The sequence below is a fragment of the Leisingera sp. ANG1 genome, from assembly GCF_000203975.2.
GTDB lineage: Bacteria > Pseudomonadota > Alphaproteobacteria > Rhodobacterales > Rhodobacteraceae > Leisingera.
In genome coordinates this window covers 64,313-78,433 of record NZ_AFCF02000009.1, presented here as the reverse complement: position 1 = coordinate 78,433, position 14,121 = coordinate 64,313, and the positions used below count along the sequence as shown (strand labels likewise).

Here is a 14,121-nt window from a genome sequence, read left to right as displayed (position 1 = left end):
GTCCGCCTGCGCCAGCCCTTCGAGGACAGAATCCGTCTGATCGTCCTCTTCAGCCTCAGGAACCTCAGCGCCCGCGAGCGAGGCCAGCGCCTCTCCGGCCTCATCGCCCTGGTCTTCTTCTTCGGGTGCGGCAGCGCTCAGGCCCGCCAGCACATCAGCGGACCCATCATCCGTTTCAGCCTGCTCAGGCTCAGCAGCCCGCAAGTCATCCAGAACGCTGCCGGAGCCATCCTCTGCTTCAGCTTCTTCCGGGGCCTGTGCGGAAAGCCCGGCCAGCACCTCACCGGACGTGTCTTCCTCTTCTTCCGGAAGGTCAGCCTGGGCCAGCCCCTCCAGCACCGACGCAGAGGTATCTTCCTCAACAGTCTCCGGAACCTCAGCCGCGGCCAGCGACGCCAGGGCATCTGCGGCTTCATCCGGCTGGTCTGTGTCCTCAGGCGCCGCCGCGCTCAAACCGGCCAGCACGTCCGCTGACGTGTCTTCCGGCTCCGCAGCTTCCGGCGCGGCGTCGCGCAGCGCATCCAGAACCCCGCCGGATGTGTCCTCAGGCGCGGTATCTTCTGGCGCTTGCGCGGCAAGGCCGGCCAGCACGTCACCCGTGGTGTCCGCCTCTTCCTCCGGCAGTTCCAGATTGCGCAGGCTGTCCAGCGCCGCGGCACTCTCTGCATCCGCGGCGGGTGCAGACACCGCCGCCAGCAGCGACGGGTCGTTCAGGATCGTCTCGATCAGCGTCTCGGCCCCGGTTTTGCCGTCCATATAGGCCATCAGGTTCTGCAGCTGGGTGCGCGCCTCCAGCAGCGGGCGCAGCGCATCCACCTTGGCGGCAATCGCACCGGGCGCGAAATCCGCCATGCTCTCAAACGTCAGATCCACCGCCAGGTTGCCCTCGCCGGTCAGCGTGTTGGGCACGGTGAAGGCGGCGCGCGGCGCCAGGCCCTTCATCCGCTCATCAAAATTATCAACGTCGATCTCTAGGAACTTGCGGTCCGCCACCGCGGGCTGCTCTACCGTGGACTTGCCCACCAGATCGCTCATCACCCCCATGACAAAGGGCAGCTGCACCTTCTTCTCGGCGCCATAGAGCTCCACGTCATATTCAATCTGGACCCTGGGCGCCCGGTTCCGGGCGATGAATTTCTGCGAGCTGTCAGCCATTGCCCTGCCCTTTCAGCTCGGCCAGCTCAGCCCGCAGCGCCTTGATCTCCTCATGCATCTCCCGGACATGCTCATCCACCACATCTGTCTCTGACTTCACCAGTTCGCGCAGCTTCTCGAACTCTGCCTCCGCATCCGCTTCCACCGCGGATTGCATGGTGTTGACCAAAAGGCCGATGAACAGGTTCAAAACGGAAAAGGCGGTGATCACGATGAACGGCACAAAGAACGACCAGGCGAAGGGGAACTCCTCCATCACCGGGCGCACGATGCCCATCGACCAGCTTTCCAGTGTCATGATCTGGAACAGCGAATACAGCGACCGGCCCAGCGTGCCGAACCATTCGTCAAATGCAGCGCCGTACATCATCGTCGCCATCACCCCGAAGACGTAGAACACGATGGAGATCATAACAATCACCGCGCCCATGCCCGGCAAGGCATCCAGCAGTGCCTGCACAACCGCCCGCATCTGCGGAATGACCGACAAAAGCCGCAGCGCCCGCACCACCCGCAGGCCGCGCAGCGCCGACAGGCCCTGGCTGTCCGGGAACAGGCCGAAGGAGACGACGACAAGGTCAAAGATATTCCAGGCCGAGGAAAAGAACCGCCAGCCGTAGGCAAACAACTTCAGCGCCAGCTCCAGCACAAAGATTGCCAGTACGGTGGTGTCGATCACATCCAGCAGCCCGCCCGCATGCGCCCGCACCGCAGCAGAGGTGCCGAGGCCCAGCGTGATGGCGTTAAAGATGATGATGCCCAGAATGGCATTGGTCACCGACCTGCGCTCGACAAATTCACGGGCCTTGTCCCGAAGCGTCTCTGCGGATTGCGCGCTGCTGTCCAAGGTACTTCTCCACCGGTCTTTCAGTTGTCCGGGCGCAGAATGCGCCCGGTGGTCTTTTTCAGTTTCAGGCCGCGTCGAACACAGTCCCGTCCAGCACCTTGCTGGTGATTTTGTCATAGGCGTAGCCACCCACCGCGCCGCCCACGCCCAGAGCCAGATCCTTGGCGCCGGTGGCGATCGAGTTGCCGTCGATCGGCGACAGTGCCAGAGCTGCAAATTTCAGCCCTTCGCGGAACACCTTCAGCGCCTTGGGGTCTTTGATCGTCAGCGCCTTCACCCGCTTCATCAGGTCCTTGATGTTGTTGGCCCAGCCGCGGGCATCGGCATACATGATCTGGATCTTGTCGATCGCGTTCTGCACCTCGGCATAGTTTTTCGCCAACGCCGTATCCAGCGCCTTGCTGATCATCACCAGCTGCGTCTTCTTATCCTTGACAGGGTGTTTCTTCAGCTTCTTGCCGACCTCGGCCAGGAATTCCTTCTTCAGCTTTTCCTGCTGCTTCAGGATCTTGTTCAGGTTCTTCGACAGGTCATGCATCTTGACGACCATCTGGGCGTACTTGGCCTTCAGCGTATCCGCCGCATCCTCGACCGTCTTGACCGACGGCTGCGAGATGCCAAGAAACTCCTGGAACACCGCCGCCGACACCTCGTTGGTGGCATTCAGCGCCTTGTTGGAGGCCGCCTTTTCCACCACCGCCAGGTTCTTCACCAGGATGGTCTTGGACTGGTCGATATTGATCGCCAGCTTGCCAATGTCCTTGGCCAGCGTGACGCCGGACTTGATCAGCCCGATGATGCCAAAGGCCGCGCCCGCACCGCCGGAAAACGGCGAGGTTGCCATTGCCGCGATGCTCACCGCCAGACCGGCCAAAGTGCCGGCAATCGACACCCCCACCTTGATCTTAAACTTGGACCATTCCTTTTTCTTCTTCTGAAGGTTCGTCCAGGCCTTCTGCGCCGCCAGCTCCGCCGCCTTCTCGCCGACCTTGATGTCGTTCTTGATGGCGTCGTTCAGCCCCTTCAGCTGCTTCTCCATCGCCTTCTTGTCAGCGCCTTTGTTGGCCATCTCGACAAAGGCCTTGTCGAACACCTTGCACTTCTTCTCAATGGTGTCGCGGGTCTGCTCAAAGACCTCGCTGGCACCGGCATGGAACTCCTGCTGCAGAAGCGGGTCTTTCTCGACCCCCTTCTCCATTTTCTTATCGAGCTCGACCACAACCTTGAAGGACAGCTTGGGCGGCTTGACCATCTCCAGCCCAGACGCGCCGACATCGACGTTTTTCATGTCCATAACAACATGTTTAACCATAGGAACTCCTTCCCCACTTGTTACCAAATTGTGTGATCATTCGAATGCGTAGGTGAACTCTCCGTCCTTGACATCGATGGCGACTTTCTCGACCTCCGCACCCTCCATCAGGCGGCGCAGGAACTCGTTGGAAATCTCCGGCAGCATGGTGTTGGTGACAATCGCGTCGATCATACGCCCGCCGCTGTCCAGCTCCTGGCAGCGGTTTACGATCTCTTCGACCACAGCATCGGTGTATTCGAACGGCACCCCATGCGCCTCCTGCACCCGTTTCTGGATGCGGCCCAGCTGCAGCTTGGTGATCTCGCCGATCATCTCCGGGCTGAGCGGATAGTACGGAATCGCCACCAGACGCCCCAGCAGCGCCGGCGGGAACACCTTCAAGAGCGGATCGCGCAGCGCCTTTGCCATGCCCTCCGGGTCCGGCATCAGATCCGGATCGGAACACAAGTCCATGATCGTCTCGGTGCCAACGTTGGAGGTCAGCAGGATCAGCGTGTTCTTAAAGTCGATGATGCGGCCTTCGCCGTCTTCCATGACGCCCTTGTCGAACACCTGGAAAAAGATCTCATGCACATCCGGGTGCGCCTTCTCGACCTCATCCAGCAGCACCACGGAATAGGGCTTGCGCCGCACCGCCTCGGTCAGCACCCCGCCCTCGCCGTAGCCGACATAGCCGGGAGGTGCGCCTTTCAGCGAACTGACAGTATGGGCCTCCTGATACTCCGACATGTTGATGGTGATGACATTCTGCTCACCACCATACAGCACCTCGGCCAGCGCCAGCGCGGTTTCGGTCTTACCCACACCAGAGGTACCGGCCAGCATGAACACACCAATCGGCTTGTTCGGATTATCAAGTCCTGCGCGGCTGGTCTGGATCCGCTTGGCGATCATCTTCATCGCGTGATCCTGGCCGATCACCCGCTGCGCCAGCCGCTCTTCCAGGTTCAGGATGGTCTCGATCTCATCCTTGACCATGCGGCCCACCGGGATGCCGGTCCAGTCGCCGACAACCGAGGCCACCGCCTGATGGTCGACAATCGGCAGGATCAGCGCAGAGTCGCCCTGCAGCGTTTCCAGCTCCGCGTTCTTATCCTTCAGCTCCTGCATCAGCTTGGCGCGCTCTTCATCCGACAGCGGGCTATCGGCAGCGCCCTCCGCAGCGTCGTCCCCAGCATCCGGGGCAGCATCCACGGGCGCGGCCCCCTCCCGGAGCTTGGCGCGCAGCTCCAGAATGCCCTCGACCACCGCCTTTTCCTTGTCCCAGCGCTCGGTCAGCCCGGCCAGCCGTTCCTCTTCGGCAGCCTTGGCCGCTTCCACCGCCTCGCGCCGGTCGGCAACCTCATACCCTGCAGTCTCGTCACGGCCGATGATCTCCAGCTCGGTGGTCAGCGCCTCGATCCGGCGCTGGCTGTCATCGACCTCGGCCGGCACCGCGTGCTGGCTGACAGCGACCCGCGCACAGGCCGTGTCCAGCAGGCTCACCGACTTATCCGGCAGCTGCCGCGCCGGGATATAGCGCGCCGACAGGCTGACGGCGGCCTCGATCCCCTCGTCCAGCACCTGCACCCGGTGGTGGTTCTCCAGCATTGAGGCAATGCCGCGCATCATCAGGATCGCCTTCGGGATACCGGGTTCCTCAACCTTGACCACCTGGAAGCGGCGGGTCAGCGCCGGGTCTTTCTCGATGTATTTCTTATACTCGGCCCAGGTGGTGGCACCGATGGTGCGCAGGGTGCCGCGCGCCAGCGCCGGTTTCAGCAGGTTCGCGGCATCGCCGGTGCCTGCCGCGCCGCCCGCGCCGACCAGCGTGTGTGTTTCATCCACAAACATCACAATCGGCGTCGGGCTTGCCTGCACTTCGTCGATCACCTGGCGCAGGCGGTTTTCAAACTCGCCCTTCATGCTGGCCCCGGCCTGCAGCAGACCCACGTCCAGCACCAAGAGCCGCACATCCTTCAGCGCCGGCGGCACGTCGCCGCGTGCGATCCGCAGCGCAAAGCCCTCGACCACAGCCGTTTTACCCACGCCCGCCTCACCGGTCAGGATCGGGTTGTTCTGGCGCCGCCGCATCAGGATATCGACGATCTGGCGGATTTCCTCATCCCGGCCCACGATCGGGTCGATCTCGCCATTGCGGGCCTGTTCGGTCAGGTCGGTGCAGAACTGCTCCAGCGCCTCGCCCTTGCCCATCGCGCCCGGCGCCATCGACCCCGAGGCCTCGCCCGGTTCCGCCCCGCCGCCGGTGACATTAGAGCCGTCCTGCGCCCCCAGCCGTTCCTCGGGCGAGCCATCGGTGGCCTCGTGGAAATTGTCGGCCAGGTCATCAGCCCCAATCTTCGCCAGCTCCGGCGACATGCTGGACAGGATGTTGCGCAGCGCCGGCGTCTTCAGCATACCCAGCAGCAGATGGCCGCTGCGCACCTGGCCCGCGGAATAGAGCAGCGAGCCCCAGACCCAGCCGCGTTCCATCGCGTCCATCAGATGGTCCGACAGGTCGGAAATCGTCGAGGCGCCGCGCGGCAGCATGTCCAGCGCCCGGGTCAGCTCGCTGGCAATCTTGCCGGTGTCCAGGTCGTAATGCTGAATGATCCGGTGCATGTCGCTGTCCTGCTGTGCCAGCAGCTGATGCATCCAGTGCACCAGTTCCACATAAGGGTTTCCGCGCATCTTGCAGAACACGGTTGCGCTCTCGACGGCCTGGTATCCCAGCTTGTTCAATTTGCCAAACAGCGCCACGCGGCTGATCTCGGTCATCTCAAATCCCTCCCTCTACAGGCATCTCAGCCCCGGCGCCTAATCCCGGGTACAGGTACAAATCATTCACATCCGGCTGATCCGCATCCGGATCCGGGCGCGAGCGCACCCAGCTGGTATGCCCCAGCCGCGTGGTGCCGCCCAAGGATGCCCGCGGCACCTCGTCGCCCGCTAAAATCAGGTTCACGTCCCAGTCCAGCACATCGCCGGCATAGGACCGCACAATGGCCCTCAGCCGCTTCAAGGCCTCACCGCCCGGCAGCAGCCGCTCATAGTCTTCCAGCTTCAGCGGCCCGATGCGGATGCGGAATTTCGCAGTGCGGCTCCAGACCTTGTCGCCGATGCTGGTGGTTTGCCCCAGCTCGCCATATCCCAGCTGCCAGCGGTCGTCCGGCTCCAGCTCCAGCCAGCTGCCGACGTATTCCTCCAGCTTGACCGGCACCTCGAAAAACGCCGACAGGATCGACACCAGCCCCTCGGCGTTCTTGGCGCCTTTGGCCAAATGGCCCGCAAAATGCAGCTTGGCCAGATCCGGCATGTCGTCGCGGCCAGTGAACTTGAAGCCGTTATAGCCAATGAGCGACGCCACCTTGCGCGCCATCGGATCATCCGCCCGGTCAAAGCTCACCGCAGGCGAGCCTTGGGTCCAGGCCCGGTAGAGCAGACTCATCAGCCGGTGCGTCAGCATATCGGCAAAGGCCACCATCGTCGGGTCGCGGTGGTTGCGTTTGCGGTCGCGGGCGTATTCGGTCAGGTGCAGCGGCAGCGGGCCTTGCGGGCCAAACAGCCCGAAGAACCGGTTGGTCAGCACCGCCGGCTTGTCCCCCTCCGCCGGTTTGAACGCGGCAATGGTCGAGGGCGGAAACGCCAGTTCCGCCTCTTGCCCCAGACGCAGCCGGTCCTGCCGCGGCCGACGGCTTTCGCCCAGGCGCGGGGCGTCATCGAAATGCGCCTCCAATACCCTCAGGGCCTGAAAAACGTGGTGCTTTTCAGGGTCCATGGCCAGCCGGCCATAGAGGCTCAGATCATCCGGCCGAGGCCCTTTTCCGGTCGCCATCTGGCAATTTCCCCGCGTTTTTCGGTTTTCAGGACGGTCTCCGTGAACGAGTTGATGCTGGCATAACCGCGGAAGAACCGCTCCAGCACGGCTCCCAGCGCATAGATATTGCTGCCCTCGAAAAAGCTCTCGTCAAAGCCCAGGGTGATCTCGAGACCCCGCACCGCAGTGGACAGCACCTCGTCGGTCATGCGCCGCACGATGGGCCGGGCGCCGACGGACAGGATGCCCTCCAGCTGCTTTTCCGTCACCCGGTCGCCCAAGGGCGCATAAAGCCCGACCAGCTCGCGCAGCGCCTCCGCCGACTGGCCCTTGCCGGTTTCCGCGATTGAGACATAGTTAAGGCTCAGATGCGAAATCAGCCGCCAGGCGGTATCGCCCTGCGCCAGGGTGGGATGCGGCCGGGTCGGCGACACCGGCAGCGTCACCTTCTTGACCGGGCCGCCTTCGGGCAGGTGGAATACATCGTCATTGCCGGTCGCCAGCAGCATCGGCAGATCGCGGTTGGTGCACAGTGCGTTGACCGCCAGCTGCTCCAGCCCGGCGGAATAGGGCGCCTGCGCCCGGTCCACCAGCGTCAGGAACACTTCCGATCCCAGATAGGAACTGCGCACCCCGCGCAGGCGCTCCTTCTCCGACCGCTGCCGCATCCGCCGCTTGACGGTGTAATAGGCCGGGTGGCTCTCGCCTGCTGCGGTGAAATCATTGGCGGAATAGAACGGGCGGAAAATTACGTCATCCTCCCCCTCGCCGCTGATCCCGGTCACGCTCTGCAATCCGTAAATCTCGAAATCGAGGCCCGCAGTGCGGTTCGGAATCACATGATGCTCGGTATCAATCGGCGAAATCCGCACCCGGTCGCAACGCTTTTCGAACAGGTTCACGGCCGGCACCGCGTTCAGCTTGAACACCTCCGGCACCACGATCGGCGCAATCTCCGGCATCCCTTCGCGCAGCAGGATATAAAGATCCACCTCATCGCCCGCGGATTTTTCCAGACCCGCCTGCAGCCCCTGCAGCTCGACAAAGCGGAACCGCTCCGGCATCGCAAAATATTCCTGCAGCAGCCGGTAGCCGTCATAGACCCGGCGCGGCAGCGGCAGCAGCGCCTCCTCGGGGCTGAATCCCTTGTGCGCCACCTTGGCACCGCGCAGCGGCAGCTGCCAGTCGGCCCGCCGGTCGGTGGAGCGCGCGACAATCCCCTGCACCTGCGTGCACAGCAGTTCCAGCAGCGGCCAGCTGTTGCCCGCCTCGCCGGTCAGGTACAGCGACAGCTTGTCCATCTCCAGCTTGCTGATCGGATCGCCGTCGATCCGCTTGATCCGCAGCCGGATGCCCGCCCGCGCGTCATACCCGGTGGCAACCCCTGCCGCCACCAGCTCGCCGCGCCCGTCAATATACTGCGCCTCGGTGATCTGGATCGGCCACATGGTCAGATCGGCAGAGGTGCGGAACTCGCAAGGCGTCTGCTCGCCCTCAGTCAGCCGCGAGCGCAGGGTCGATCCGCGCTTCAGCACATAGCCGCTTTTCACCGCCGAATTCGCCACATCCGGCTCAAACGCCGCGATCATCATCGAGGGCGTCGGCGCCAAGTAATGCGGGTAGATGATTTCCAGAAGGTTGGAGGTGAAGTTCGGATACTGCAACTCCAGTTCCAGCTGCACCCGCGCGGTCAGAAACGCGGCGCCTTCCAGCAGCCGCTCCACGTAAGGATCAAGAACCTCGACCCCTTCCATGCCCAGCCGGGCCGCAATCTTGGGATAGGCGGCAGCAAACTCCGCGCCCATATCGCGCAGGTAGTTCAGCTCATTCTCGTAATGGGTCAGCAGCCGTGTATCCATCACATGGCCCTTTCCATCTGAACTTCGCCGGTGGTCAGATCAACCTTGCTGCGCAGATACAGTTCCAGCGGCATCGGCTGTGCCCACATGTCGGCGCGGATCTCCAGCCCCACGGTCATCTCGGTCGCATCCGTGCCATCCTGCAGCCGCACGTCGACAGAGCCTTCGATGATCCGCGGCTCATAGGTGGCAATCGCCCGTTTGATCGACCGGCGGATCGCCTCCGCCTTCTCGGTGGTCGAGGCCTCGCCCGCCACCTCGATCAGCCCGTAGTTCAGCACAGACTTGGACACCGACGGGTATTTCTCCGCATCAAAATGGCTTTCGACATTCTGGGTGTTCAAGAGCCAGGACAGATCGCGCTGAATGATTTCCCGCAGCCGCACCAGATCAATCACCCGGCTCTCGCGGGTTTCCTTCTGATCGCCAGGCGCATTGTCGGTCAGCCGGTCCAGCAGCGAGGGCTGCAGGCGCTCGGCCAGTGTCTTGTCAGCCATTCTCTTCGCCGTGCCCATCCATCCGGAGTGTGCGCACGTCCATGATGGCAATGTCCTCATCGCCGATCGCCAGCAGCCGCTGGCCCAGACCGGTATAGGTTTCCTCGCCGGCATCCTCCCACACGGTGGCGCGTGCCAGCATCGACAGTCCGTCGGCCTTCTCGCTGCCGGGATAACGGGTCGGGATCATCGCCGCCACTTCACCGCCGCCCGCCAGGGTCAGCGTGCCGGCTGTCCAGACCGCATCGCGCAGGTCGCTCGGTTCCTCTGCTTCAAAGGAGACGATCTTGGAAAACGGCAGCCAGTAGTATTTGCCGTTGATCACCGCCTCCAGCACCGGACCCAGCCGCATGTCGGCGTCCGCAATCCATTCGAACCGCTTGCCGTTCACCTCACCGGGGCTGGCCGGAGCTGCATCAAACGCCTTGGCGCGAAGCTCGGCGGCTTCTTTGGGATTGCCGGTTGCCAGCAGTTTCTGCGCCTCGATCAGATGCGCCAGCCATTCTTCCGGCTCGCCCAGGATCAGCGGCGACTTTTCACCGGCGAACACCTTCTCGCGGTAGACCTCGCAGATGATCGCCTCGCGGTAGGCCTGCGCCATCACCGTGGCGCCTTCGTCCAGCCCGGCGGCGGCCTTCAACTGGGCAATCGCCCGGTTCCAGTCGCCCAGCACGCACAACAGCTGGAACAGGAACACCCGCAGCTTCGGATTGCTCGCATCCGCGCGGATCTTGGCTTGCAGCGCCTCCAGCGCCGCCTTGGGATCACCAGCTTTCAGATGCTCTTCGGGGGTCATGGGCTCTACTCCGCAACGGGGATGGATGCTGCAAATACGTCAGAAAAAACGGACCCCGGGCATGTAATATACCCGGGGTCCGCCAATTGGTTTACTCGACCTTGCCGGTCTGCACGTTCCACTTGAAGGTGCCTTCAGTGGTGAGTTTACCAGTCTTCTGGTTGGTCGACTTGTACTCATGCTCAATCGCGGCATAGGCCAGCGACCAGGTTTCTTCCGGAATGCCGTCTTCGCTGGCAGAGATCGAGTAGCTGTCGACAACCACGTCTTTCATCTTCCAGACCGAATAGACCAGCAGGCCCTGGCTGGCGCTGTCACCCGAACGGCACCAGTGCATGATGATTTCCGGGCGCACGGTGCCGTTGGCAACCGACAGCGCCAGATCGTTGGACGCTTTGCCCATCTGCGAGGTCAGCTCGATCTTGCCGAAGTTCGAGTTCGCGTGCATCCGCTGGGTGGACCCCAGGTCGGTCATTTCAACCGCGCGCTCCACGTTCCAGCTCGCCGACTGGATCACGATCCACTTCTTGTGGTTCTCCTCGGTTGCATCGCCTTCGATGTCCGAGATCTGTACGAACATGTTTGCAGCCATTTTGCTATCCTTTCAAAAATATTGAACTCTACTGCACTATGCTTGGTTAAGGCTGGGGAGTGGAAAATCAGCCTCCTTTTTCCGAGGGCAGTTTCGATACCAGACGCAGCGAGACGGAAAGCCCCTCCAGCTGGTAATGCGGGCGCAGGAAGAATTTTGAGGTGTAATACCCCGGGTTGCCCTCGACCTCTTCCACAACCACTTCAGCTGCGGCCAGAGGTTTGCGCGCCTTCTCGGTCTCCGAAGAGATGTCTGCGTTGAAATCAACATAGTTGTTGATCCAGTCCTGCAGCCAGGACTCCATGTCCTGACGGCTTTTGAACGAGCCGACTTTGTCCCGCACCATGCACTTCAGATAGTGCGCGAACCGGCATGTGGCGAACAGATACGGCAGCCGCGCGCCCAGATTGGCGTTGGCGGTGGCGTCCGGATCGTCGTATTCGGCCGGCTTGTGCAGCGACTGCGCGCCCATGAAGGTCGCAACATCGGTGTTCTTGCGGTGGATCAGCGGCATCATGCCGTTCTTCGCCAGTTCCGCCTCGCGCCGGTCGTCGATGGCAATCTCGGTCGGGCACTTCTGATCGACGCCGCCATCGGTGGTCGGGAAGGTGTGGCTGGGCAGGTTCTCCAGCGTGCCGCCGCTCTCGACGCCGCGGATGCGCGAGCACCAGCCGTACATCTTGAACGAGCGGGTGATGTTCACCGCCATGCCATAGGCCGCGTTGACCCAGCCGTATTTCTCGCTGCCGGCACCTGCGGTGTCTTCCTCGAATGCGAACTCCTCAACCGGATCGGTCTTGGAGCCATAGGGCAGACGGCCCAGGAAGCGCGGCATCGCGAGCCCGACGTATTTCGCATCTTCGCTGTCGCGCAAGCTGCGCCATGCGGCATATTCCGGGGTCTGGAAGATCTTGGTCAGATCGCGCGGGTTCGACAGTTCCGCCCAGCTGTCCATCTGGAACAGGGTCGGCTTGGCGCCGGTGATCAGCGGCGCATGCGCGGCGGCTGCAATTTTGGACATTTCACCCAGCAGCTCGATATCCGGCGGCGAATGGTCAAAGTGATAGTCGGCCACCAGGGAGCCATAGGGCTCGCCGCCCAGCTGGCTGAATTCCTCGGTATAGATCTTCTTGAAGATCGGCGACTGATCCCATGCCGTGCCCTTGAACTTCTTCAGGGTCTTCGACATTTCCTTCTTGGTGATTGGCATCACCCGGATCTTCAGCTGCTCATCGGTCTCGGTGTTGTTGACCAGATAATGCAAACCGCGCCAGGCGCTTTCCAGCTGCTGGAAATCCTCGTTGTGCAGGATCAGGTTGACCTGCTCGGTCAGCTTCTCGTCAATCGCCGCCACGATGCTCTCGATCGAGCGCAGCGCGTCATCGGAAATCAGCGCGGTGTTTGCCAGCGCCTGCTCGGCCAGGGTCTTGACCGCGCTTTCAACAGCGGTCTTGGCCTGGTCCGACTTGGGACGGAATTCCTTCTGCAGCAGGCTCGCGAATTCGGCAGAGCCAAAGGCGGCTTCACCAGCAGCGGCTTCCGCCTGGAGTTCTTCTTCAGCCATCTTCGTCCTCCGCTCTTATTCTTCGCTGTCGGCTTCGCCGCCGGGTTTCGGCTGCGCGGCCAGGGTTTTCAGCAGGCTCGGGTCCTGGATGATCTTGGAGATCAGATCCTCGGCACCGGTCTTGCCGTCCATATAGGTCATCAGGTTGCTGAGCTGGGTGCGCGCTTCCAGCAGCTCGCGCAGCGGCTCCACCTTGGCGGCAATCGCGGCGGGCTTGAAATCGTCCATGCTCTCAAACGTGATGTCGACCGCCAGGTTGCCCTCGCCGGTCAGCGTGTTGGGCACGGTGAAGGCGGCGCGCGGCGCCATCGACTTCATCCGGTCATCGAAGTTGTCCACGTCGATTTCCAGGAACTTGCGGTCCGCAACGGCGGGCTGCTCCACTTCGGATTTGCCCACCAGGTCGCTCATCACGCCCATCACGAAGGGCAGCTGCACCTTCTTCTCGGCGCCATACAGCTCCACGTCATATTCGATCTGGACCCTTGGTGCCCGGTTGCGGGCAATGAATTTCTGTGAACTTCCGGCCATCTAGGTCTCCTTACTCGTCTTGCTTTCACGGGGTCCGCAGCAGGTTCCGCCGCAGAAATTCCCCGTGTCCGTCAGTCGTCGTCTTCGTCAATCCCGCCGATCAGGTGGACGTTCTCCACCCCCTGCGGGGCCATGTCATTCATGATGGTGAGGAAGTCGGCCCCCACCAGCCGCTTGCACCGCTCCAGCAGGATCGGCAGCGGGCTGGAAGGTTCCGCCCGCCGGTAGTAGCTGATGATGCGGTCCAGCGTGTTGGACACATCCGCGTGCGAGTTGATTGCGCCCGGCGCAGACGGCATCGCCCGCCCGCCAGCAGCCGGCGCTGCGCCGCCGCTGTCCTCCGCGCCGTCCTCTGCCGCCTCATCTTCCGCAGCATCATCCTCGGCGCTCAGATTGGCATAGGTGCCGATCCGCTTGCCGATCTGCTGCAGCAGCTTGATCAGCGCGCTCAGGTCCGGGCCCTGCCCCGGCGTCTGCTCGTCGAACACGGCAGAGATCGCGCGCACGTTCTCCTCCGCCGTCTTGACCGCAGCCAGCCGCGCCGCGACGATTTCCTCGTCGCTGTCCTGAAACGCCGCGCCGATGGTGGCGCTGTCCGGCACATGTTCCATGTCCTCCGGCGCCGCCATCACCCCTTCGGCAATTTCAATGTCGCGCAGACAGAACCGGCCAAAGCCGCGGCTCTCGCTCAGCGGCGCCCGGCGCAGCGACCGGTAGAGCGGCGAAGCCCCCGCCATCCCGTCCGGCTGGCCGCACAGATCCTGGATCGCATTGATCCGCATCGTCGGATCGCCGTCGTCCTCGTCCAGCTCCGGATGGCAGGTCTCCCAGAACTCTTCCAGGCAGCCGCGGATATAGGTGGTCACATCGGCAAAACCGGGCAGCCCTTCGGAGTGCAGCAGCGCGTCGCCCAGGAAAACGGCAGCGCGCAAATCGTGGCTGCGCTCCAGCACCTCAAGCGCCTTCTTCTGAACTTCGCGGTAGTCGGGATCGGTGGCCTCGATGGTCTCGTTGCCCACCACCGATTCTTCGCCCGGCTGGGCCGCCAGCTCCATCTCGGTGAAAGCCGGGTCATATTCGAGGTTCTCACCGCTAGGGGCATCATCCCCTTTGGATTGCAGCAATACTGCAGGATCCATCTTCTTTCGCCCCCCTGGGTGCATTCTTTT

11 protein-coding genes and 1 pseudogene are annotated in these 14,121 nt (G+C 62.6%); all 12 read right to left on the bottom strand.

Annotation, left to right across the window (positions count from 1 at the left end; all coding sequences use genetic code 11):
* Nucleotides 1-657: 657 nt before the first annotated feature.
* A pseudogene (gene tssB / locus GC1_RS22885) lies at nucleotides 658-1,155 on the bottom strand (type VI secretion system contractile sheath small subunit); the annotation flags it as partial.
* The gene (locus GC1_RS16630) at nucleotides 1,148-2,002 is read right to left on the bottom strand and encodes an ion transporter (RefSeq protein WP_019294627.1); all 855 of its coding nucleotides are present in this window, start codon (nucleotides 2,000-2,002) and stop codon (nucleotides 1,148-1,150) included. The gene GC1_RS16630 and the pseudogene tssB (GC1_RS22885), both read right to left, overlap by 8 nt.
* 64 nt (nucleotides 2,003-2,066) lie before the next feature.
* Complete coding sequence (locus GC1_RS16625) at nucleotides 2,067-3,314, bottom strand: hypothetical protein (protein ID WP_237754623.1); 1,248 nt, start codon at nucleotides 3,312-3,314, stop codon at nucleotides 2,067-2,069.
* 36 nt (nucleotides 3,315-3,350) lie between these two features.
* Complete coding sequence (tssH, locus tag GC1_RS16620; RefSeq protein WP_019294625.1) at nucleotides 3,351-6,074, bottom strand: type VI secretion system ATPase TssH; 2,724 nt, start codon at nucleotides 6,072-6,074, stop codon at nucleotides 3,351-3,353.
* A 1-nt stretch (nucleotide 6,075) separates the two neighbouring features.
* Nucleotides 6,076-7,131, bottom strand: coding sequence for a type VI secretion system baseplate subunit TssG (gene tssG, locus GC1_RS16615; RefSeq protein WP_019294624.1), 1,056 nt, complete (start codon nucleotides 7,129-7,131; stop codon nucleotides 6,076-6,078).
* On the bottom strand, nucleotides 7,095-8,972 hold the full coding sequence (gene tssF / locus GC1_RS16610; protein WP_019294623.1) for a type VI secretion system baseplate subunit TssF: 1,878 nt from the start codon (nucleotides 8,970-8,972) through the stop codon (nucleotides 7,095-7,097). The genes tssG and tssF overlap by 37 nt, the downstream gene beginning before the upstream one ends.
* Nucleotides 8,972-9,469: a type VI secretion system baseplate subunit TssE gene (gene tssE, locus GC1_RS16605; protein WP_019294622.1), complete on the bottom strand. Its 498-nt coding sequence runs from the start codon at nucleotides 9,467-9,469 to the stop codon at nucleotides 8,972-8,974. The genes tssF and tssE overlap by 1 nt, the downstream gene beginning before the upstream one ends.
* Complete coding sequence (locus GC1_RS16600) at nucleotides 9,462-10,265, bottom strand: type VI secretion system accessory protein TagJ (protein WP_019294621.1); 804 nt, start codon at nucleotides 10,263-10,265, stop codon at nucleotides 9,462-9,464. The genes tssE and GC1_RS16600 overlap by 8 nt, the downstream gene beginning before the upstream one ends.
* 91 nt (nucleotides 10,266-10,356) lie before the next feature.
* On the bottom strand, nucleotides 10,357-10,857 hold the full coding sequence (locus GC1_RS16595; RefSeq protein WP_019294620.1) for an Hcp family type VI secretion system effector: 501 nt from the start codon (nucleotides 10,855-10,857) through the stop codon (nucleotides 10,357-10,359).
* Nucleotides 10,858-10,924: 67 nt separating this feature from the next.
* On the bottom strand, nucleotides 10,925-12,421 hold the full coding sequence (gene tssC / locus GC1_RS16590) for a type VI secretion system contractile sheath large subunit (RefSeq protein WP_019294619.1): 1,497 nt from the start codon (nucleotides 12,419-12,421) through the stop codon (nucleotides 10,925-10,927).
* 15 nt (nucleotides 12,422-12,436) lie between these two features.
* Nucleotides 12,437-12,952: a type VI secretion system contractile sheath small subunit gene (tssB, locus tag GC1_RS16585; protein WP_039137234.1), complete on the bottom strand. Its 516-nt coding sequence runs from the start codon at nucleotides 12,950-12,952 to the stop codon at nucleotides 12,437-12,439.
* 71 nt (nucleotides 12,953-13,023) lie between these two features.
* Nucleotides 13,024-14,091, bottom strand: a complete 1,068-nt coding sequence (gene tssA, locus GC1_RS16580) for a type VI secretion system protein TssA (protein WP_019294461.1) — start codon at nucleotides 14,089-14,091, stop codon at nucleotides 13,024-13,026.
* Between the last annotated feature and the right edge of the window lie 30 nt (nucleotides 14,092-14,121).